Source organism: Streptomyces sp. NPDC055254 (assembly GCF_053606025.1).
The window spans coordinates 13,547-34,031 of sequence record NZ_JBSGQV010000027.1 but is presented as its reverse complement, the minus strand read 5'-3'; the positions used below and the strand labels follow the sequence as shown (position 1 = coordinate 34,031).

The following is a 20,485-nucleotide window of genomic DNA, read 5'->3' as shown; positions in this document are numbered from 1 at the left end:
CACGGCGTCACTCCGCCGCGGGGAACCCCGGCAGCCACGACTCCAGCTCGTCCCGCAGCCGTACCGTCGCCCCCAGCTGGCAGAGCACTCCGATCGTGCTCAAGGTCACCCGGTGGATCAGCAGGTACGAGGGCGGCAGGTTGATCTGCCGGCCCAACTGGTGCGCGGGGGAGCGGGGATCGGCGATCCTCGCCGCCTGGCCGCGCAGCCACGCCCGGGTGAAGGTGAACTCCTCGGCCTCGGCGGGCTCGATGATCGGCTTCAGGTAGTCCAGCACCGCGTCGGGGTCCAGTTCTATGGACTCCTTCACGAAGCCCTCGGCGCACAAGTGGCCGTAGACCCCCTCCGCGTCACCATCCAGCGTCATCCGCAGCGACCGTCCGATGGGCTTGGGCCAGCCGCCGGGCAACCGGTCGACCGTCCCGAAGTCCAGGACGCCCAACCGGGTCCGCCCGTCCGGTCCGGAGATCAGCCGGAAGTTGCCCGGGTGCGGATCGGCGTGCAGCAGGCCGGTGCGCGCGGGCCCGGAGAAGAGGAAGCGGGCCAGCAACTGCCCGGCGCGGTCGCGCTCCTCCTGGCTGCCGGCGGCTATCACCTCCGACAGCGGGGTCCCCTCCATCCACTCGGTGACCAGCACCTCGTCGCCCTGGTGCACCACATCGGGAACGACCACGTCCGGGTCGTCCTCGAAGGCGTCCGCGTGCGTGCGCTGGGCCTCGGCCTCCAGCTCGTAGTCGAGCTCCTCCGAGACCCGGTCGCGCAACTCCTTGATCAGGGGCTTGATGTCCATGCCGGGAACCAGCGGGCCCAGCAGCCCCGCGAACCGGCCCAGTTGCTTGAGGTCCGACAGCAGCGCCTCACCGGCACCCGGGTACTGCACCTTGACCGCCACCTGCCGGCCGTCGTGCCACACCGCCCGGTGCACCTGCCCGATCGAGGCCGCCGCGGCCGGCTTGTCCTCGAACTCCTGGAACAGGTCCCGCCAGTCCTCGCCCAGCCGGTCCGCCAGCACCTGGTGCACCGTCGCGGCGGGCAGCGGCGGGGCCGCCTCCTGCAGCTTGGTCAGCGCCGCCCGGTAGGGCCCCGCGACCTCCTCGGGCAGCGCCGACTCGAAGACGGACAGGGCCTGGCCGAACTTCATGGCACCGCCCTTGAGCTCCCCGAGCGTCCGGAACAGCTGCTCGGCGGTGCGCTGCTGGAGCTCGCGCGCGACGATCTCGGCCGACTTGCCCCCGATCCGCTTGCCCAGGCCCCAGGTGGCCCTGCCCGCGATGCCGAGCGGCAACGCGGCCAGCTTCACGGTACGGGTGACCGCCTTCCGGGGAAGATCAGACATACGCGCCCCTCCATGTCCCAGACAGCTGCGCCGCGAGCGGCGGTTCGGGAGTTCCCCGGCCACCAGCATCCTGTCATGGCCCCTCCGGCCGGTCAGCGCCCGATCCGCCTCCCGTCCGCACGGGCACCGCCGCGCGGCCCGCACCGCACGGGCAGTCCGGGTGCGCCGGGACCTCGGAGCGCTCCCAGTGCAGGGACGGCAGCGCGGCCTCCCAGCGCGCGGCCGTGGATGCGGGCAGCTCTCCGTCGAGGAAGGACAGCGCGTGGGCCGCGGCCAGTCCGGCGACCGCCGTGGACAGGCCCAGATCGCAGGCGCCGGTCGCGCGCCGGCGATGGGCCGAGCGCCACTGCACCAGCATCCTCGGCCAGGCCGGATCCCGGTCCACCCGGTCCCGCTCCATGCACCCCGCGCACGCCGTCGCGCCGGGGAGTACCAGCGGACCCACCAGCCCGGTGCCCTCCAACACCCCCGCGTACAGGTGCGGGATGCCGGTGGCGACCCAGCCCGCCGCTGTGTCCGGGTCCGGGGCCCAGGCGTGCAGTCCGTCCCGGGGCGCGACCACCACCAGGGCCAGCCCCGGGTCCGGTCCCGCTTCCTCCCCGGGCCGCGGGGCGCGCCCCGGAGCCGCCCCGCGCACCAGCCTCCCCGCCGCCTCGGCCCGCATCCGGCCCACGCAGCCCGGCCCCAGCCCGCCCGGCGCCACATCCGCCGGCTCGACCCGGCCCCCGTCAAGGACCTCGACCCGGCCCACGCCGGCCCCCGCCAGGACCGCCGCGACCACGGCGCCCACCCGACCGGCCCCGCGCACCTGGACCCGTATCGCCCGGCGCGCGGCGACCCCCCGCAAGTCCCCGCCCGGTTCCCGGTGGACCAGCGACAGCGAGCCCAGATCGGGACCCAGCCGCTCCAGCACCTCGGGCCGTCCGCGCACGGCCTGGGCCCGGGGCCCGCCCGCGGTGGCGTCGTCGAGCAGACCGGCGCCCGCCAGCCGCCGCACCACCTCGTCGGCCCGGCCGTCCGGCAGTCCCATGCCCGAGGCCTCGGCCCGCAGCAGGTCCATGCCCCGCGTCCCGTCGATTCGGTCGATGAGCGAACCGGTCGCGGTGTCCACCGGGCCGAGCACCACCGCGTGGGCGGGCGTCACCCCGAACTGCACCGTCTGCAGATCCCGCCAGGCCCGCGCCAACGCCGGCTTCACCTTCGGATACATCTCGGTCCCCCTCTTCCGGTGCGGACTTTCGGTGCCCGCCCTTTCCCTCTCCCGCAACACTGCCCGCCCGCCGCGATCCCCGCGGGAATTCGTCCACAGGTGAGAGGTATTAGGCATATGAGATGGAGAAAGGGGGTGGTGTCGCCGTCGACAGGGAATCGATCAAGTTCGAAGGTCGGAGGGACGGGACTTCGCCCACGGCGACCGGGTACCGTCGTGGCGTGTCCGCCGACTCCCCGCAGCGCGCCGTCGAAGTACGCCGGAGCGCGCGCCGCCGCAGGACCGTATCCGCCTACCGCGAGGGTGACCGTACGGTCGTCCTCATCCCTGCCCGGATGTCCGAGGCCGAGGAGCGCCGCTGGGTGGGCGTCATGCTCGACAAACTGGCCGCCCAGGAGAGCCGGCGGACCCTCGGGGACGCGGAGCTCACCGAGCGCGCCGAGCGCCTGTCCGAGCAGTACTTCGACTCCCGCGCCCGCCCCCGCACGGTCCGCTGGGTCACGAACCAGAACACCCGCTGGGGCTCCTGCACCCCGGCCGAGGGCAGCATCCGGTTGTCCCACCGGCTCCAGGGGATGCCCGAGTACGTCGTGGACTACGTGCTCCTCCACGAGCTGGCGCACCTCCTGGTGCCCGGTCACGGACCGCGCTTCTGGGAGCTGCTGGAGGCGTACCCGCGCACCGAGCGCGCCCGCGGCTACCTGGAGGGCGTGGTCGCCGCCGAACGCCTCCCGAAGGCGCCCGCCTCCTCGGACGAATAGGGCGAACGCGGGCGAACCTGCCCCGATGCGGCCCCCGTCCCGTCACTCCGCTGCGCATATGTACCGGGTCGGTACCGACTTGGCCGGATGTCGGCAGTTGCCGTTAGCCTGAGCCGCACGTATTCACAGTCGGGATGGGGGACGGTCGTTACGTATGGCCAGGGAATTCCAGCGCGGCCACAAGGCCAAGATCAGTGATCTGACGGCGGGCACCGATCTGTACGTAGGCGTCCAGATCGCCGGGCCCGGACTCTCCTTCGACATCAGCTGCTTCGGCCTCGACGCGAACGAGCAGCTGTCGGACGACCGCTACTTCGTCTTCTTCAACCAGCCGAAGTCGCCCGAGGAGTCCATCCAGCAGCTCGGCGCGCAGGCCGGGGACACGGAGTCCTTCCGGGTGACCCTCGACCGCGTTCCGGCGTCCATCCACAAGCTGTCGTTCACCGCCACCATCGACGGCGCCGGACAGATGTCGCAGGTCGGACCGGGCTACATCCGGATCGTCGCGGGCGGCGAAGAGGTCGTCCGGTACGCGTTCACCGGCGCCGAGTTCACCACCGAGCGAGCCGTGATGCTCGGCGACTTCTACCTCAAGGACGTGTGGCGCTTCGCCGCCGTCGGCCAGGGCTTCGACGGCGGACTCGACGCACTGCTGCGCAACTTCGGCGGCGAGGTCGCCGAGGACGCGCAACCGGAGCCCGAGGTTCCGACCCAGGCCGCCGCCTCGCCGGGGTTCGCCCCGCCGCCCCAGGCAGCAGCCCCGGCCCCGTCCTTCGGCGCCCCGGCCCACACCGCGCCCGCCCCGGCCCACACCGCGCCCGCCCCGCCCCCCGCGCCGTCCTTCGGCGCGCCCCCGCAGCAGGCGCACGCCCCGCAGCCGCAGGCGTACCAGCAGCCCGCCCCGCCCGCGCACACCGCGCCCACCATGGCCGCGCCGCTCGCGCCGCCGGCCCCCGCGCCGTACGGCCAGCCTCCGCAGCAGCCCTCGTACGGAGGCCAGGCGCCCGGTCAGTACCCGGGCCAGGTGCCCCCGCCCGCCCCGGCCCCCGCGCCCTACGGGCAGCAGCCGGGCTACGGGCAGCAGCAGCCCGGCTACGGCCAGGTCCCGGGACAGCCCCCCGGCCCGTTCCCGGGCCAGCAGCCGGGCCACGTCCCCCAGGCCGCCGGAGCCGGTCTCGCCGCCGCCCTCCAGCCGTACAAGGAAGCCCCGACCGGCGCCCGCTGGACCCCGCAGAACCAGCAGCTCATGCGCGTCGACCTGGCCATGGGCGGCCAGGCGGTCCTCGCCCGCCAGGGCAGCATGGTGCTGTACCAGGGCAAGGTCGACTTCAGCTACAAGGGCGCCGGCTTCGCAGGCCGCGTCGTCGGCAACGCCACCGGCCAGGAGATGCAGCTCATGCGCTGTTCCGGCCGCGGCCAGGTGTTCCTCGCCGAGACCGGCGCGCACCTGCACGCCATCGAGCTCCAGGGCGACGGCATCTGCGTCTCCGCCGAGAACGTGCTCGCCTTCGACGAGACCCTCCAGCACGAGGTCCGCCGGATCGAGGGCCACGGCATCCCAGGCGGAGCCCTGTTCACCATGCTCTTCCAGGGCACCGGCACGGTGATCGTCAAGACGCACGGCGTGCCCGTCGTCCTGCCCGTCACCCCCACCACCTTCGCGGACAGCAATGCCGTCGTCGCGTGGTCGGCCGCCTCGCAGGTGATCATTTCCAGCCAGGTCCGGCTGCGGCGCAACGCCTACCCCGGTCACAGCGGGGAGACCGTGAACCTCCAGTTCCGCGGCGCTCCCGGCAACTTCATCGTCGTCCAGCCGTACGAGGTCTGAGGGAGCCCGACATGAACGCAATGAACCAGCAGCTCGCGGGCTACGCCCCGACCCCCGTCACGGCCCGCATGGAGAACCACGGCCGGGCCATGCTCAAGGTCGCCATGCAGAGCGGCCAGGACCTCTTCGCCCGCACCGGGTCGATGGTGGCCTACGAGGGCTTCGTCCAGTACGAGCCCAACCCGCCCGCCGTGCGCCAAATGGCCTCCCAGTGGCTGACCGGCGAGGGCGCCCCGCTCATGAAGGCGACCGGCGACGGCCTGCTCTACCTCGCCGACTACGGCGCGGACGTCGTCGTGATCAACCTCAACAACGACGCCCTCTCCGTCAACGGCACCAACCTGCTCGCCTTCGACGCCCACCTCCAGTGGGGCGTCGAGCGGGTCAAGGGCATGGCGAAGTTCGCCGGCCAGGGCCTGTTCAACGTGCAGATCTCCGGCACGGGCTGGGTCGCGATCACCTCCCGCGGCACCCCGATCGTCGTCGACTGCGGCCGCGGCGACGACGAGACGTACGTGGACCCGGACGCGCTCGTCGCCTGGTCCCCGAACCTCAAGGTCAAGGGGAAGCGCAGCTTCAAGGCCTCGTCGATGATCGGCAGGGGCAGCGGGGAGGCCTACCAGATGGCCTTCTCCGGCCAGGGCATCGTCGTCGTACAGCCCAGCGAGGACAGCACCGACCGGCTCCGGGCCCGGGGCTGAGGGGGAGCGGACACACATCATGCAGAGCTCACTTTTCGGCTACGCGGAAGCGCAGTCCCAGGACCGGTACACCGTCCAGAACCCCCAGCTGCTGCGGGTCTCGCTGAGCGGCTCCGACGACATCCTCGCCCGCAAGGGCGCGATGGTCGCCTACCAGGGCATCGTCGACTTCGACGGCGAGTACCAGAGCAGCAACCAGCGGGGGGCCCGCAGCCGCACCGGTGAGGGCCTCGACCTGATGCGCTGCTCCGGGCAGGGCACGGTCTACCTGGCCAATCTCGCCCAGTACGTCCACGTCGTCGACGTGGACCAGGACGGCCTCACCGTCGACAGCAGCTACGTGCTCGCCCTGGACTCCACCCTGCACACCGAGGTCATCGCGGTGGACAGCCAGTACGGGATCTCCGGGTCCGGCAAGTACCAGCTCAACATCACCGGCCGCGGCAAGGTCGCGCTGATGACCTCCGGGCAGCCCCTGATGATGCAGGTCACCCCGGACAAGTACGTCAACGCCGACGCCGACGCGATCGTCGCCTGGTCCACCTCGCTGCGCGTGCAGATGCAGGCCCAGACCCACTCCACCGGGGTGTGGCGCCGGCGCGGCAACACCGGCGAGGGCTGGGAGCTGAGCTTCCTCGGCACCGGCTTCGCGCTGGTGCAGCCCAGCGAGGTGCTGCCGCCGCAGAACGCCCAGCTCGGCCAGGGCGCCGCGGCGCAGTTCGGCATGGGCCAGCACGGTGCGCACGCGCAGAACCAGAACAACGCCTGGAACTAGCCGTCCCGCGTACGACGCAGGGGCGGTCCCGTGCGGGACCGCCCCTGCGCCATTCCGTCACCCGGCCCGGCGCCCGTCAGGCGTCGAGCCGCGCCAGGGTCGCCTCCAGCAGCCGCACCACCGAGGCGTCGGCCACGCCGGCCACCTCCCCGTACGGGAACCAGCGCAGGTCCAGGGACTCCTCGCTGATCTCCGCCACCGAGCCGGCCGGGGCCAGCGCCGCGTACTGCACGTCCAGGTGCCAGTGGCAGGGAGCCGGGATCGGATGCCGGTCCAGGCGCACCGGGCCGCCCGGCAGCAGAGTCAGACCGGACGCGATGCCCGACTCCTCGCGGGCCTCGCGCAGCGCCGCCCCGGCCAGGGTGGCGTCGCCGGGCTCGCAGTGACCGCCCATCTGCAGCCACATGCCCAGCTTCTTGTGCAGGGTCAGCAGGACGCGCCCCGCCGCCGGGTCGATCACCAGCGCGCTGCCGGTGACGTGCCCGGCCCCGCAGGGCTTGTAGACCCCGTCAGGATGGGCCGCCAGGTGGTCCAGGTACACCTCGCGCAGCGCGCTCTGGGCCGCCTCGCCGTCACCCTCGTACGCCTTCAGGACGAGGACCGCGTCTTCGTGCAGGCTCACTTCTTCTCGTCGCCGTCCGCGCCGTCCGCGCCGTCCGCGCTGTCCGTGCCGCCCGTGTCGCGGCCGCGGGCGGCCTCGCCGAGCATCTTGTCGATCTCGGAGAAGTCGGGCTGCTCGCGGTGCACGAAACCGTCGGGGTCGTCCAGGTCCGAGGCCGTCGGCAGCATGTCCGGGTGCTCCCACAGCCCGTCGCGGCCGTCCACGCCCCGCGCGTCGGTCAGCGAGGCCCACAGCCGCGAGGCGTCACGCAGCCGGCGCGGACGCAGCTCCAGACCGATCAGGGTGGCGAAGGTCTGCTCCGCGGGACCGCCCGAGGCACGCCTGCGGCGCATGGTCTCGCGCATGGCGTCCGCCGAGGTCAGCCGGGGCTTGGCCGCCTCGTGCACCACGGCGTCCACCCAGCCCTCGACCAGCGCGAGCGCCGTCTCCAGACGGGCCAGGGCCGCCTTCTGCTCGGGGGTGTCCTGCGGCTGGAACATGCCGCCCTGGAGCGCTTCCTGCAGCTGCTCCGGGTTGGACGGGTCCAGCTGGCCGACCACGTCCTCCAGCTTCGAGGTGTCGACCTTGATGCCGCGCGCGTACCCCTCGACCGTGCCGAACAGGTGCGAGCGCAGCCACGGCACGTGCGCGAAGAGCCGGGCGTGGGCCGCCTCGCGCAGCGCCAGGTACAGCCGGACCTCGTCCGAGGGAACGCCCAGGTCCTTGCCGAAGCCCTCGATGTTCAGCGGCAGCAGCGCCGCCTTCCCGGCCGGACCCAGCGGCAGCCCGATGTCGGTCGAGCCCACGACCTCGCCCGCGAGCACGCCCACGGCCTGGCCGATCTGCTGACCGAACATGGCGCCGCCCATGGAGCGCATCATCCCGAGCAGCGGGCCCGCCATGGCCTGCATCTCCTCGGGCACGACGCCGCCCATGGCCGCGCCGACGCGCTCGGCGACCGGGTCCACGAGCTCCTTCCACACCGGGAGGGTCGCCTCGACCCACTCGGCGCGGCTCCACGCCACGGCCGTGCCCGCGCCCGAGGGCAGCGAGGTCACGCCGTCCAGCCACAGGTCGGCCAGGCGCAGGGCCTCCACGACCGCGGACTTCTCCGCGACGCCGACGCTCGCGTCCTTCACCCCGTCCGTGGTGCCCTGCGCGACTGTCTGGCGGGCGATGTCCTTGGCCATGTCCCAGTTCACGGGACCGCCCTCGTAGCTCAGCATCTGGCCGAGCTGCTGGAAGGCCGCCCCGAGGTCGTTCGGGTTCATCGCGCCGAACATCGCGGCGAACGGGTTGTCCGCGCCGCCCTGGCCGCCGGCGCCGCCCGGGAGGCCCATGCCGGGGAACCCGAACGGATTCGAGCCGCCCTGGCCACCGGCGCCGCCCTTCTTCTTGCCCTCGTCGCCGTCCTCCGGCTCCTCCGGCGGAAGGCCGAATCCGAATGGGGTGTCGCTCACGGGTTTCCTCGGCTCGTAGGGCCGCCGGCGGGAGCCGACGGGCAATGGTCCGACAACACCACCCAGCGTAGACACCCGACCCGGTCACGGGCTCGGTGCTCCGCCGACTCCTGGGCTGCGGCAGGATGGACATCACCTGGTAGGTACGCGTCACGGTGCGTCCCTACCGAAGACAACCGCTGGAGACGCCCGGTGAGTTCCCGAGATCCGCAGGTTCGCGCGACCCACGACGACGAAGACCGCCCCGAGCACGGTGACGGCGACCCCGGCGTTCGCCGGCCGCGAAACCCGGCCGGACCGAGCCGCCACGCCCCCGTCGTCGCCGTGACCGGCGCCGCGTCGGGGGTCGGCGCGGCCCTGGTGAGCCGGCTGGCCGCCTCCGACGAGGTCAAGCAGGTCGTCGCCATCGACGAGCGGCGCGGGGAGTGCGAGGACGCGCAGTGGCACGTCCTCGACGTCCGCGACCCCGCGATCGCCGAGAAGCTGCGCGGCGCGGACGTCGTGGTCCACCTCGCCCTCGACCTCGATCTGGAGACGGACCCGGCGGCCCGTACGGCGTACAACGTGCGCGGGACCCAGACCGTGCTGACCGCGGCCGCCGCGGCCGGCGTGCACCGGGTCGTCCTGTGCACCTCCGCCATGGTCTACGGCGCCCTCCCGGACAACGACATCCCGCTGTCGGAGGACTCCGAGCTGCGGGCCACCGCCGAGGCGACCGGGGTCGGCGACCTGCTGGAGATCGAGCGCCTGGGCCGCCGGGCGCCGCGGGCGCACCCCGGTCTGAACGTCACGGTGGTCCGCCCGGCGGTCCTGGTCGGCGGCACCGACACCGCCCTGACCCGCTACTTCGAGTCCCCGCGCCTGCTCGTGGTGGCCGGCTCCCGGCCCACCTGGCAGTTCTGCCATGTGGACGACCTGGTCAGCGCCCTGGAGTACGCCGCCCTGGAGAAGGTCGAGGGCGAGCTGGCCGTCGGGTGCGAGGGCTGGCTGGAGCAGGAGGAGGTCGAGGAGCTGAGCGGCATCCGCCGGATGGAGCTCCCGTCGGCCGTCGCGCTCGGCGCCGCCGCGCGGCTGCACCGGATCGGGCTGACACCGTCCCCGGCCGGCGACCTGGCGTACACGATGCACCCGTGGGTGGTCAGCGTCAGCGGGCTGCACGCGGCGGGGTGGCGGCCGCGGTGGACCAACGAGGAGGTCCTGGCGGAGCTGCTCCAGGAGGTCGCGGGCCGGCACACGGTCGTGGGGCGGCGGCTGGGGCGCAAGGACGCCGCGACGGCCGCGGGTGCGGCGGGGGCGACGGTGGCGCTGCTGGGTGCGGCGGCGGCCGTGCGGCGGGCGCGGCGGCGGCGGGGCATCTGACCCCGCGGGGTCGGGCGGTGCCGTGCGGCGCCGTCGCGCGGAGCGGACCCCGGCCGCGCCCGTGCTCCCCGGGCTCCGCCCCGCACCCCGCGCCCGGGACGGCGGTGGGGCCGGGCGGGGTTTCTGTAGGAGGCTCCCAAGGGGAGGGGCGCGGCACGGGTGAAACGGCTATTCCGCCACGTCAGTGGCTAGGGCACGATGAAGACATGGCACCGCACTTCGACCACCCCGGCGAGCAGGCCGCTCCGGACCCGATCCGGCTGCTCGAAATCCGTGAGACTCCGCTCTCGCTCGACGAGGTCTTCCAGGCCGTCGGCGACGACGCGACCGGCGGTACGACGCTCTTCGTCGGCACGGTGCGCGACCACGACGGGGGAGCCGACGTCGACTCGCTCGGCTACTCCTGCCACCCGACCGCCGAGGCCGAGATGCGCCGCGTCGCCGAGCGCGTCGTGGCCGCGTACCCGGTCCGCGCCCTGGCCGCCGTCCACCGGGTCGGCGACCTGTCCGTGGGCGACCTGGCCGTCGTCGTCGCGGTGTCCTGCCCGCACCGCGGCGAGGCCTTCGAGGCCTGCCGGATGCTGATCGACGACCTCAAGCACGAGGTCCCGATCTGGAAGCACCAGACCTTCTCGGACGGCACGGAGGAGTGGGTCGGCGCCTGCTAGCACCCGCCGCCCCGCTACGAACCCCCGCGTGCGGAGCCGCCCCCGAAAGGAGGTAGCCTCGCACCCGTTCGGCCGCGCAACACGCCCTCGATTTGCGTAACCCCCTCCCGGGCACGAGCGTTGAAGCCACCAACGACAACACGTACTTCAGGGGTAGGGAGGCAGGCCAATGGCGTCTCTGGTGTGGTTGATGATTCCGCTGTCCGCCGCGATCGGCGCGGCGATATGGGGCAGCTGGGCGGCACGCGACCGCACGCAGGGAGACATATCCGAGCTCGCGGGCTACGCGCGTTTCCGCGAAGCGATGGGCAACACCGATCAGAGCAGGGCGAAGGCAGAGGCGCACTCCGGTTCCGACGCGGTCTGACGCGTCCCGTGAGAAACGCCTGAGAGTTCTCCATGCGGGCCCCGTACGGACCGGCCCCGGGGGCCGCCCGTCAGGGCCGTCACGTACTGTCGGATCCATGCCACGCCGCACTGCGACGATGCTCGCCTCCACCCTCTTTCTCTTCGCGCTGCTCTGCGCAGGGGTGTTCGTCCGGGTCCCGTACGCCGAGATGAGCCCGGGCCCCACCGTGAACACGCTCGGGGACTCGCGCGGCGAGCCCGTCCTCAGCATCTCGGGGCGCGAGACGTACCCGACCAGCGGCCACCTCAACATGACGACGGTGCGCGTCACCAGTGCCGACTACGACATGAACCTGCTGGAAGCGGTCTACGGCTGGCTGGCCGACGACAACATCGTCGTGCCGCACGAGAACCTCTACCCCGACGGCAAGACGGACGAGGAATCGACGCAGGAGAACGCCGAGGAGTTCAGCCAGTCGCAGGAGAGCGCCAAGGTGGCGGCGCTCAAGCAGCTCGACATCCCGGTGACCGCCCGAGTGATCGTCTCCTCCGTGGTCAAGTCGAGCCCCTCCGAGGGCAAGCTGCACGCGGGGGACGTCATCCGGGCCGTGGACGGCGCTCCGGTGAACGCTCCCGGGGACGTGGCCGAGCTCGTCACCAAGCACAAGGCCGGCGAGCCCGTCGAGTTCACCGTCGTGCCCGCAGCGGAAGCCGCGGAGGCCGAGAAGGCGAACCGCGAACCCACCGGGTCCACCAAGGTGACCGTCGTCTCGGCCAAGGCGGAGGACGACGGCCACGCCATCGTCGGCATCCGGGCCGGTACGGACCACACCTTCCCGTTCGCGATCGACATCAAGCTCGCCGACGTCGGCGGCCCGAGCGCGGGCCTGATGTTCGCCCTCGGCATCGTCGACAAGCTCACCCCGCAGGACCTGACCGGCGGCGAGTTCGTCGCGGGTACCGGCACCATCGACGACGCGGGCGAGGTCGGCCCGATCGGCGGCATCCCCATGAAGACCATCGCGGCCCGCGAGGCGGGCGCCGAGTACTTCCTGACGCCCGCCGAGAACTGCGCCGCCGCGGCCGCGAACGTCCCCGACGGCCTCACCCTCGTCAAGGTCACCACCATGGACGAGGCCGTGAAGGCGCTGGAGAAGATCCGCGCGGGGGACACGGCGGGGCTGCCCCGGTGCGCGGCGGCCACGTCCTGACCGACCCGCGGCCGGCCTGACCCGCGGCCGGCGGCTACGAGAAGGTCGCGGTCAGCGCCTCGGCCAGTCCCGGGACCAGGTTCCCGCCGGTGAGGACCTCCGTCGAGGAGTCCTTCTCCCGCAGCCGCACGGCCGACTCGCGCGACCCGTCCCGCAGCACCGCCACGGTCAGCCGCACCTCCTGCCGCTCCGGATGGCCGGCGACCCACTTCGCCAGCTGCTTGTCGTTCAGGCCCTCCGGTACGGAGGCCTCCGCCGACGGCGGCAGCATCAGCCGCTCCACGGTCAGCGCGCAGCCGACCACCGCGTCGGGCCAGGCGATGGTGCCCAGGAACCGGTCGAGCGGGGTACCGGCCGGGACCTCGTCCTGCTCGACCGGAGTCAGGGAGCTCTTGCCGGCGTCGTCCTGGTCGAGGCCGAGCTGGCCCGCGAGCCGCGGCTCCTGCTTCTTGAGCCGGGCGGTGTCTACGAGCGCGAACAGCCGGGCGGGCTTGTCCCAGCCGAGACCGGCCGCGTACTCGTCGATCTCGAGGCAGGCGCGGGTGAGCGGGCTGGCCGCCATCGGCGTGCCGGGGGAAGGCGAAAGGTTGGACATGGGCAACATCCTGCCTCCTTTCCCCCGCATACCGGGAACTGACCAAAGCCTCAGTAAGTTGAATCAGTGGGCTCTACGATCGGGGGCCCTGTTATTTACCGGACTCAGACTTAGCGACTTTCGAGGTGCGCACCTTGGCTTTCCAGATGCCGGACCGCGGCGGAGGCCCCTCCGGGCCACGGATGAGAGTCGGCCGCCCGTCCCGGCGGGCCCGCACTCTCCTCATGACTTTGGGCGTGCTGGCCGTCCTGGCCATGCTCTTCATCATGTTCGCGGGTTTCTGGACCGACTGGCTCTGGTTCCGGTCCGTGAAGTACTCGACCGTCTTCACCACCACCCTGTGGACCAGGGTCGGTCTCTTCGCCGTCTTCGGCCTGCTGATGACGGGTGCCGTCGGACTGAACATCTGGCTGGCGTACCGGCTGCGGCCGCCGCTAAGCGCGATGTCGATGGAGCAGCAGAGCCTCGACCGCTACCGGATGAGCATCGCCCCGTACAAGAAGTGGCTGCTGCTGGGCATCTCCGTCCTGGTCGGCCTGATCGCGGGCGCCTCGGCGGCCGGCCAGTGGAAGACCTGGCTGATGTTCGTGAACGGGGTGCCCTTCGGCACGAAGGACCCCCAGTTCAACCTGGACGTGTCGTTCTACACCTTCGACCTGCCGTGGTACCGCTTCCTGCTCGGCTTCGGCTTCGCCGCCGTCGTGCTGTCGGTGATCGCCGCGGCCGTCGTGCACTACCTCTACGGCGGACTGCGCGTGACCAGCCCGGGCGCCCGGGCCACCGCCGCGGCGACCGGGCACCTGTCGGTGCTGCTGGGCCTGTTCGTCACGCTCAAGGCGGTCGCGTACTGGCTCGACCGGTACGGTCTCGCCGTGAAGTCCAGCGACTTCAAGGCGGCGGACAACTGGACCGGTCTGCGGTACGTCGACGCGAACGCCTACCTGCCGGCGAAGACGATCCTGGTGGCCATCGCGGCGATCTGCGCCGTGCTGTTCTTCGCGACGCTGTGGCGCCGCACCTGGCAGCTGCCGGTCATCGGCTTCGGCCTGATGGTCCTCTCGGCGATCCTGATCGGCGGGCTCTACCCGGCGATCGTGCAGAAGTTCCAGGTCCAGCCCAACGAGCAGGCCAAGGAATCCCCGTACGTCCAGAAGAACATCAAGGCGACGCGGGACGCCTACGGGATCGCCGGCTCGGAGGTCACGGACTACCCGGGCGTGCCGCAGACGCAGGACCGGACCAAGCTGCGGTCGGCGGCCGACACGACCGCCAGCGTCCGGATCCTCGACCCGAACATCGTCTCGCCGGCCTTCCAGCAGCTCCAGCAGGTCAAGGGCTACTACGCCTTCCCGTCCACGCTCGCCGTGGACCGGTACAGCGGCCAGGACACGGTCATCGGCCTGCGCGAGCTGAACATCGGCGGCATCCCGAAGAACAACTGGATCAACGACCACTTCAAGTACACGCACGGCTACGGCGTGGTCGCGGCCAAGGGCACCACCGTCGGCGACCAGGGCGCCCCGGACTTCACCCAGTCCGACCTCCCCTCCAAGGGGATGTTCGGCACGGACTTCGAGCAGCGCATCTACTACGGCGAGCAGACGAAGCAGTACTCGATCGTCGGCGGGCCGCAGAAGGAGCTCGACTACTCGGACGACAAGGGCGAGAAGGAGACGAGCTACGAGGGCCGGTCCGGGGTCAATCTGGACAACCCGATCAACCGGGCCGCGTACGCGCTCACCTTCAGCGAGCCGCAGATCCTCTACTCCGGAGCCATCGGCGACGGTTCGCGGATCCTGTACAACCGCACGCCCAAGGAGCGCGTCGAGGCCGTCGCGCCGTGGCTGACCATCGACGGCGCGCCGTACCCGGCCGTCATCGACGGCCGGATCAAGTGGATCGTCGACGCCTACACGACGACCAACGGCTACCCGTACGCCTCGCGCACCACGCTGGGCCAGAGCACGGCCGACTCGCTCACCAACAGCCAGCGCGCGGTGGTGGCCCAGGAGAACCGGGTCAACTACATCCGCAACTCGGTGAAGGCCACCGTCGACGCCTACGACGGCACGGTCGACCTGTACCAGTGGGACACCCAGGACCCGGTCCTCAAGACCTGGATGAAGGCGTTCCCGGGCACGGTGAAGTCCAAGAGCGACATCGACAAGCCGCTCATGGACCACCTGCGGTACCCGCAGGACCTGTTCAAGGTCCAGCGCGAGCTGCTGACCCGCTACCACGTCACCGACCCGCAGACCTTCCTCAGCGGCAGTGAGGCGTGGGCGGTCCCGGACGACCCGACGACGAAGGCCGGCACGGCGGTCCCGCCGTACTACCTGTCGATGAAGATGCCGGGCCAGAAGGAGAAGGAGCAGGTCTTCTCGCTCACGACGACCTTCACGCCGAACGAGCGGCCGAACCTGAGCGCCTTCATGGCGGTCAACGCCGATCCGGGCACCTCGGACTACGGCAAGATCCGCATCCTGAAGATGCCGACGAGCAAGCCGCCGGACGGCCCCGGGCAGGTGCAGAGCAAGTTCCAGTCCGAGCCGAAGATCGCCGAGTCGATCCGGCTGCTGCGCGGTGGCGACTCCGAGATCGAGTACGGGAACCTGCTCGCCGTGCCGCTCGACGGCGGAATGCTCTACGTCGAGCCGGTGTACGTGCGCAGTTCGGGCCTCAAGTACCCGCTGCTGCGCAAGGTCCTCGTGACCTACGGAGGCGCGACGGCGTTCGAGGACACCCTGGAGAAGGCGCTGAACGTGGTCTTCGGAGCGGAGGCCCCGACCACGCCGGTCCCGCCGGACCAGCCCCCGGGCGAGGGCGCCGTCACCCCGCCGACGAATCAGAACCCGACGGTCAAGGCGGCGCTCGCCGACGCGCAGAAGGCCGTCGAGGAGGCCGAGAAGGCCAGGCAGGCCGGCGACTGGGCGGCCTTCGGCAAGGCGCAGGAGGACATCAAGGCGGCGTTGAAGCGGGCGATCGAAGCGGAGGCGAAGCCGGCCGCGCCGAATCCGGGCGGCTGATGATCCGTCGGTAAGGGCTCGGTCCCGCGTCGTGATACTGTGGTTTCACCGACGCGGGGTGGAGCAGCTCGGTAGCTCGCTGGGCTCATAACCCAGAGGTCGCAGGTTCAAATCCTGTCCCCGCTACTGAAGATGAAGGCCCGGATCCATGGGATCCGGGCCTTCGTCATGTCCGCTGCGGACACGCGTTAGCTGGGGCGGGTGACTTCGGGGAGGAGCGTGTTTGACTTGCCTCACTGAGGGCATGTCGACAAAACGCTGTAGTGACCTCACGGGCTGCGACATACCAGGTGTACGCGGGTAGCAGGTGATGCGACGATGGGATTTATGGGGGACAGGTCAACTCTGCTGGAGACAGGGCGGTTTGTGAGGGCGGAGGCCGAAGCGGGCACAGAGGCCAAGGGAGCGGCTCCGGCCGTGGACACGCAGACCGTACTGACCGACGCGGATCTCACGGAGGACGCGTTCGCCGAGACCGACACGGCGAGCGACGCCGAGCTCGAAGCCCGGCACCGGGCGGCCGCCGACAAGGGCGACCCGGGCGCCATGAGCGTGCTCGGCGCACTGCTGCTTCGCCGCGGCGACCTGGCCGGGGCCGAGCCGTACCTGCGCGGGGCCACCGCGGTGGGGGACCGGGCGGCCGCGAACAACCTCGGCGTACTGCTGCACCAGCGGGGCTACCCGGAGGACGCCGCCGGCTGGTGGCGGGTGGCCGCCGTGGCCGGATCCGCTCCCGCCGCGCACGCCCTGGGCCGCCACTTCCGCGAGCGCGGGGACGAGCCCGCCGCCGAGTACTGGCTCCGCCAGGCGGCGGAATCCGGCCACGCGCTCGGCGCCTACGGACTGGCCGACCTGCTGGAGCACCGGGGCGACCGGGGCGTGGAGCGGTGGTTCCGCGCCGCCGCCGAGCAGGGCCACCGCGAGGCGGCGTACCGGCTGGCCCGGCACCTGCGCAAGGGCGACCCCGTCGAGGCCGAGCAGTGGTACCGGCAGGCCGCCGCGCGCGGGCACCGCCGGGCCGCGCTCCACCTGGGCGCGCTGCTGGAGGCGCGGGGCGAGCTCAAGGAGGCGGGGCGCTGGTACCTGACCTCCGCGAAGCAGGGCGAGGCGCGTGCCGCGTGCGCCCTGGGCTTCCTGCTGCGCGACGCCGGGGACGAGGACAGCGCCGCCGCGTGGTGGCACCGGGCCGCCCAGGACGGCGACGGCAACGCCGCCAACGCACTGGGCGCGCTGCACGCCGCCCGGGGGGAGACGCAGACCGCCGAGCGCTGGTACCGCACCGCCATGGACGCGGGAGACCAGAACGGGGCGTACAACCTTGCTTTGCTGTGCGTCGCACAGGACCGGACCGCGCAGGCCGAGCAGTGGTACCGGCGGGCCGCCTACGCCGGGCACCGCGAGGCGGCCAACGCGCTGGCCATCCTGCTGCTGCAGGGCGGGGACGCCGAGGGCGCCGAGCCCTGGTTCTCCAAGGCGGCGGAGGCCGGCAGCGTGGACGCCGCGTTCAACCTCGGAATCCTCTTCGCGAGCCGCGACGAGGACCGCACGGCGCTGAAGTGGTACGAACGGGCCGCGTCGGCGGGGCACACCGACGCCGCGCTCCAGGTCGGCATCGCGCTCGTACGGGACGGCGAGGAGCGCGCCGCCGAGCGGCACCTGCGGTGCGCCGCGGGCGGCGGCAGTGCGGAGGCGGCCTTCCGGCTGGCCGCGCTGCTGGAGTCGCTGGCCCCGCCGCCGGAGCCGGTGGCCCTGGGCGACCCCGCGGGCGGCGCCCCGCGCACCGAGAGCGAGGAGTGGTACGAGCGGGCCGCCGAGCTGGGGCACCGCCGCGCCCAGGTGCGGGTCGGCATGCTGGCCGCCGCCCGGGGCGACCTGGCGCTCGCCGCGCGGTGGTACCGGGAGGCGGCGGAGGCGGGCTCCCGCAACGGCGCGTTCAACCTCGGGCTGCTGCTGGCCCGTGAGGGGGACGAGCCGGAGGCCGCCCTGTGGTGGACCCGGGCGGCGGTGGCGGGCCACGGCCGGGCCGCCCTGCGGCTGGGGCTGCTGGCGGCGCGCCACGGCGACCTGGCCGAGGGGCAGAAGTGGTGCGCACGCGCCATGGAACTGGGCCCGGCCGAGGTGTCGGAGCGGGCCGCGCGCCTGCGCGAGGCCCTGGCCGAGGAGCTCTCGGCCTGAGTCGGTTAACCGATTTGCATCTGCCAGGGGCTGTCACGTAACGTTGGGTTTACCGACGCGGGGTGGAGCAGCTCGGTAGCTCGCTGGGCTCATAACCCAGAGGTCGCAGGTTCAAATCCTGTCCCCGCTACTGAAGGCCCGAGGCCCGGATCCCATGGATCCGGGCCTTGAGTCGTTTCCGGGCGTGGGAGCGGTGATCCGCGCGGCGCGGGCGCGCGGGGCGCGGCAGCGAAGAAGGCCGGGAGCTCACGCTCCCGGCCTTCTGTCGTACGGATCGTGCGGGTGTCAGGCGCCGGCGCAGTTGGGGCACACGCCGCGGTAGGTCACCTCGACCGCCGACACGACGAAGCCGAAGCGCTCGGTGTCGGGCAGGTCGCCGAGCGGGTCGCCCGACGGATGGACGTCGCGGATCGCGCCGCACCGGGCGCAGACCAGGTGCTGGTGGGGCCGGTGGGCGTTGGGGTCGTACCGTTTCGCGCGCCGGTCGGTGGCGACCTCCAGGATCTCACCGAGCGTGACGAGCTCTCCCAGGGTGTTGTAGACCGTCGCCCGCGAGATCTCGGGCAGTTTGGCGGCGGCGCGCGCATGGACCTCGTCCGCCGTCAGGTGCACGTGGTCGCCGTCGAGCACCTCGGCCACGACACGGCGTTGCGCCGTCATGCGCCAGCCGCGTCCGCGGAGTCGTTCCAGCAGGTCACTCATGTACATCAGCCTAACAGCGCAGGGATTCGGTGTAACTCCCGAATCGATGTCGAATTGGATGCGTGCTTGACTTGGACAAAGTCCATTGTAGGATCGGTTACGGAACAGGCCGAGGACAGGACATGCAGGAATGACGCAGGAGGCGCACGTGACGCAGGGACCGCTCACCACGGAGGCAGGGGCACCGGTCGCCGACAACCAGAACAGCGAGACCGCTGGCGTCGGCGGCCCCGTGCTCGTCCAGGACCAGCTGCTGCTGGAGAAGCTCGCGCACTTCAACCGCGAGCGCATCCCGGAGCGCGTGGTCCACGCCCGCGGCGCCGGTGCCTACGGCACCTTCACGCTGACCCGCGACGTCTCGCAGTGGACCCGGGCCGCGTTCCTGTCCGAGGTCGGCAAGCAGACCGAGACGTTCCTGCGCTTCTCCACCGTCGCGGGCAACCTCGGCTCCGCCGACGCGGTGCGCGACCCCCGCGGCTGGGCGCTGAAGTTCTACACCGAAGAGGGCAACTACGACCTCGTCGGCAACAACACCCCGGTGTTCTTCATCAAGGACGCCATCAAGTTCCCGGACTTCATCCACACCCAGAAGCGCGACCCGTACACCGGCTCGCAGGAGGCGGACAACGTCTGGGACTTCTGGGGTCTGTCGCCCGAGTCCACCCATCAGGTGACCTGGCTCTTCGGTGACCGCGGCATCCCGGCGAGCTACCGCCACATGAACGGCTACGGCTCGCACACGTTCCAGTGGAACAACGAGGCCGGCGAGGTGTTCTGGGTCAAGTACCACTTCAAGACCGACCAGGGCATCAAGAACCTCACCCAGGCCGAGGCCAACCGGCTCGCCGGCGAGGACCCCGACTCCCACCAGCGCGACCTGCGCGAGTCCATCGAGCGCGGCGACTTCCCGTCCTGGACCGTCCAGGTCCAGATCATGCCGGCGGCCGAGGCGGCCGAGTACCGCTTCAACCCGTTCGACCTCACCAAGGTGTGGCCGCACGAGGACTACCCGCCGATCGAGATCGGCAAGCTGGAGCTCAACCGCAACCCGGAGAACGTCTTCGCCGAGGTCGAGCAGAGCATCTTCAGCCCCGCCCACTTCGTCCCCGGTATCGGTCCCTCCCCGGACAAGATGCTCCAGGGCCGTCTCTTCGGCTACGGCGACGCCCACCGCTACCGCGTCGGCATCAACGCCGACCACCTGCCGGTGAACCGCCCGCACGCCACCGAGGCGCGCACCAACTCCCGTGACGGCCACCTGTACGACGGCCGCCACAAGGGTACGAAGAACTATGAGCCGAACAGCTTCGGCGGCCCGCACCAGACCGACCGCCCGCTGTGGCAGCCGGTTTCCCTGACCGGAGGCACGGGCAACCACGCGGCGCCCGTCCATCGCGAGGACAACGACTTCGTCCAGGCGGGCAACCTCTACCGCCTGTACTCGGAGGACGAGAAGACGCGTCTGATCGAGAACCTCTCCGGCTTCATCGCCAAGGTCTCCCGTGACGACATCGTCGAGCGGGCGATCAACAACTTCCGCCAGGCGGACGGCGACTTCGGCAAGCGGCTGGACGCCGCGGTCCAGGCCCTGCGCGGCTGACGGCCTCTTGTCGTAGCGGGCCGCCGGGCCGCGAACCGACGAGTCTGCGGGTGCCGCCGGGGTGGGTGGGGGGGGCCCAGGGGGCGGGCGGGGCCGGGCGAGCGGAACACCCGCCCGAGGGAGTGGGTA

Annotated in this window: 17 protein-coding genes and 2 tRNA genes; 13 read left to right on the top strand and 6 right to left on the bottom strand. The window is 71.9% G+C overall.

Translation table 11 applies throughout. The features are described from left to right. Positions 1–7: 7 nt before the first annotated feature. Both ACWFQ8_RS23330 and ACWFQ8_RS23325 read right to left on the bottom strand, forming a co-directional pair. Complete coding sequence (locus ACWFQ8_RS23330) at positions 8–1,336, bottom strand: ABC1 kinase family protein (protein ID WP_453788186.1); 1,329 nt, start codon at positions 1,334–1,336, stop codon at positions 8–10. Positions 1,337–1,409: 73 nt separating this feature from the next. Continuing rightward, positions 1,410–2,546, bottom strand: a complete 1,137-nt coding sequence (locus ACWFQ8_RS23325; RefSeq protein WP_453788185.1) for a ThiF family adenylyltransferase — start codon at positions 2,544–2,546, stop codon at positions 1,410–1,412. Positions 2,547–2,668: 122 nt separating this feature from the next. On the opposite strand from ACWFQ8_RS23325, the gene ACWFQ8_RS23320 reads away from it, so the two are divergent. The 4 genes from ACWFQ8_RS23320 (at position 2,669) to ACWFQ8_RS23305 (ending at position 6,611) form a co-directional block, all read left to right on the top strand. Continuing rightward, positions 2,669–3,307 carry a M48 metallopeptidase family protein gene (locus ACWFQ8_RS23320; RefSeq protein ID WP_453788184.1) on the top strand — a complete coding sequence of 213 codons (639 nt, stop codon included), beginning with the start codon at positions 2,669–2,671 and terminating at the stop codon, positions 3,305–3,307. Positions 3,308–3,461: 154 nt separating this feature from the next. Then, positions 3,462–5,135, top strand: coding sequence for a TerD family protein (locus ACWFQ8_RS23315; protein WP_453788183.1), 1,674 nt, complete (start codon positions 3,462–3,464; stop codon positions 5,133–5,135). A gap of 20 nt (positions 5,136–5,155) precedes the next feature. Further along, positions 5,156–5,836 (top strand): AIM24 family protein, encoded by a 681-nt coding sequence (locus ACWFQ8_RS23310; RefSeq protein WP_384536020.1) that lies wholly within the window; start codon positions 5,156–5,158, stop codon positions 5,834–5,836. 19 nt (positions 5,837–5,855) lie between these two features. Further along, complete coding sequence (locus ACWFQ8_RS23305) at positions 5,856–6,611, top strand: AIM24 family protein (protein ID WP_453788182.1); 756 nt, start codon at positions 5,856–5,858, stop codon at positions 6,609–6,611. Between the two features lie 76 nt (positions 6,612–6,687). Here ACWFQ8_RS23305 and ACWFQ8_RS23300 read toward each other — a convergent pair whose 3' ends face one another. Together ACWFQ8_RS23300 and ACWFQ8_RS23295 are read right to left on the bottom strand one after the other, a co-directional pair. After that, positions 6,688–7,233, bottom strand: a complete 546-nt coding sequence (locus ACWFQ8_RS23300) for an NUDIX hydrolase (RefSeq protein ID WP_453788181.1) — start codon at positions 7,231–7,233, stop codon at positions 6,688–6,690. Then, positions 7,230–8,672, bottom strand: coding sequence for a zinc-dependent metalloprotease (locus ACWFQ8_RS23295; protein ID WP_453788180.1), 1,443 nt, complete (start codon positions 8,670–8,672; stop codon positions 7,230–7,232). The genes ACWFQ8_RS23300 and ACWFQ8_RS23295 overlap by 4 nt, the downstream gene beginning before the upstream one ends. A gap of 192 nt (positions 8,673–8,864) precedes the next feature. On the opposite strand from ACWFQ8_RS23295, the gene ACWFQ8_RS23290 reads away from it, so the two are divergent. From ACWFQ8_RS23290 to ACWFQ8_RS23275, 4 genes are all read left to right on the top strand, one after another. Then, positions 8,865–10,031 (top strand): SDR family oxidoreductase, encoded by a 1,167-nt coding sequence (locus tag ACWFQ8_RS23290; protein WP_453788179.1) that lies wholly within the window; start codon positions 8,865–8,867, stop codon positions 10,029–10,031. 206 nt (positions 10,032–10,237) lie between these two features. After that, on the top strand, positions 10,238–10,699 hold the full coding sequence (locus tag ACWFQ8_RS23285; protein ID WP_453788178.1) for a molybdenum cofactor biosynthesis protein MoaE: 462 nt from the start codon (positions 10,238–10,240) through the stop codon (positions 10,697–10,699). 169 nt (positions 10,700–10,868) lie between these two features. Further along, positions 10,869–11,066, top strand: a complete 198-nt coding sequence (locus tag ACWFQ8_RS23280; protein ID WP_453788177.1) for a hypothetical protein — start codon at positions 10,869–10,871, stop codon at positions 11,064–11,066. A gap of 97 nt (positions 11,067–11,163) precedes the next feature. Next, a complete protein-coding gene (locus ACWFQ8_RS23275; RefSeq protein WP_453788176.1) occupies positions 11,164–12,258 on the top strand; it encodes a YlbL family protein in 1,095 nt (364 codons plus the stop codon). Positions 12,259–12,292: 34 nt separating this feature from the next. On the opposite strand, the gene ACWFQ8_RS23270 is transcribed toward ACWFQ8_RS23275, so the two are convergent. After that, positions 12,293–12,853, bottom strand: a complete 561-nt coding sequence (locus ACWFQ8_RS23270; RefSeq protein WP_453788175.1) for a PPA1309 family protein — start codon at positions 12,851–12,853, stop codon at positions 12,293–12,295. A gap of 146 nt (positions 12,854–12,999) precedes the next feature. On the opposite strand from ACWFQ8_RS23270, the gene ACWFQ8_RS23265 reads away from it, so the two are divergent. From ACWFQ8_RS23265 to ACWFQ8_RS23250, 4 genes are all read left to right on the top strand, one after another. After that, positions 13,000–15,879: a UPF0182 family membrane protein gene (locus ACWFQ8_RS23265; RefSeq protein ID WP_453788224.1), complete on the top strand. Its 2,880-nt coding sequence runs from the start codon at positions 13,000–13,002 to the stop codon at positions 15,877–15,879. A gap of 52 nt (positions 15,880–15,931) precedes the next feature. After that, positions 15,932–16,005, top strand: a tRNA-Met gene (locus tag ACWFQ8_RS23260). 192 nt (positions 16,006–16,197) lie between these two features. After that, on the top strand, positions 16,198–18,054 hold the full coding sequence (locus ACWFQ8_RS23255; protein ID WP_453788174.1) for a sel1 repeat family protein: 1,857 nt from the start codon (positions 16,198–16,200) through the stop codon (positions 18,052–18,054). Between the two features lie 56 nt (positions 18,055–18,110). Further along, a tRNA-Met gene (locus tag ACWFQ8_RS23250) sits at positions 18,111–18,184 on the top strand. A gap of 155 nt (positions 18,185–18,339) precedes the next feature. Here the strand turns inward: ACWFQ8_RS23250 and ACWFQ8_RS23245 are convergent. After that, the gene (locus ACWFQ8_RS23245; RefSeq protein ID WP_453788173.1) at positions 18,340–18,756 is read right to left on the bottom strand and encodes a Fur family transcriptional regulator; all 417 of its coding nucleotides are present in this window, start codon (positions 18,754–18,756) and stop codon (positions 18,340–18,342) included. A 130-nt stretch (positions 18,757–18,886) separates the two neighbouring features. Here ACWFQ8_RS23245 and ACWFQ8_RS23240 point away from each other — a divergent pair, with 130 nt between their 5' ends. Further along, positions 18,887–20,356: a catalase gene (locus ACWFQ8_RS23240; protein ID WP_453788172.1), complete on the top strand. Its 1,470-nt coding sequence runs from the start codon at positions 18,887–18,889 to the stop codon at positions 20,354–20,356. Positions 20,357–20,485 lie beyond the last annotated feature (129 nt).

Bases quoted from the DNA above. Each gene is read 5' to 3' on its own strand.
- ACWFQ8_RS23330 (WP_453788186.1), bottom strand. From the start codon at position 1,336: ATGTCTGATCTTCCCCGGAAGGCGGTCACCCGTACCGTGAAGCTGGCC.
- ACWFQ8_RS23325 (WP_453788185.1), bottom strand. From the start codon at position 2,546: ATGTATCCGAAGGTGAAGCCGGCGTTGGCGCGGGCCTGGCGGGATCTG.
- ACWFQ8_RS23320 (WP_453788184.1), top strand. From the start codon at position 2,669: ATGGAGAAAGGGGGTGGTGTCGCCGTCGACAGGGAATCGATCAAGTTC.
- ACWFQ8_RS23315 (WP_453788183.1), top strand. From the start codon at position 3,462: ATGGCCAGGGAATTCCAGCGCGGCCACAAGGCCAAGATCAGTGATCTG.
- ACWFQ8_RS23310 (WP_384536020.1), top strand. From the start codon at position 5,156: ATGAACCAGCAGCTCGCGGGCTACGCCCCGACCCCCGTCACGGCCCGC.
- ACWFQ8_RS23305 (WP_453788182.1), top strand. From the start codon at position 5,856: ATGCAGAGCTCACTTTTCGGCTACGCGGAAGCGCAGTCCCAGGACCGG.
- ACWFQ8_RS23285 (WP_453788178.1), top strand. From the start codon at position 10,238: ATGGCACCGCACTTCGACCACCCCGGCGAGCAGGCCGCTCCGGACCCG.
- ACWFQ8_RS23280 (WP_453788177.1), top strand. From the start codon at position 10,869: ATGGCGTCTCTGGTGTGGTTGATGATTCCGCTGTCCGCCGCGATCGGC.
- ACWFQ8_RS23275 (WP_453788176.1), top strand. From the start codon at position 11,164: ATGCCACGCCGCACTGCGACGATGCTCGCCTCCACCCTCTTTCTCTTC.
- ACWFQ8_RS23270 (WP_453788175.1), bottom strand. From the start codon at position 12,853: ATGTCCAACCTTTCGCCTTCCCCCGGCACGCCGATGGCGGCCAGCCCG.
- ACWFQ8_RS23265 (WP_453788224.1), top strand. From the start codon at position 13,000: ATGCCGGACCGCGGCGGAGGCCCCTCCGGGCCACGGATGAGAGTCGGC.
- ACWFQ8_RS23255 (WP_453788174.1), top strand. From the start codon at position 16,198: ATGGGATTTATGGGGGACAGGTCAACTCTGCTGGAGACAGGGCGGTTT.
- ACWFQ8_RS23245 (WP_453788173.1), bottom strand. From the start codon at position 18,756: ATGAGTGACCTGCTGGAACGACTCCGCGGACGCGGCTGGCGCATGACG.
- ACWFQ8_RS23240 (WP_453788172.1), top strand. From the start codon at position 18,887: ATGACGCAGGAGGCGCACGTGACGCAGGGACCGCTCACCACGGAGGCA.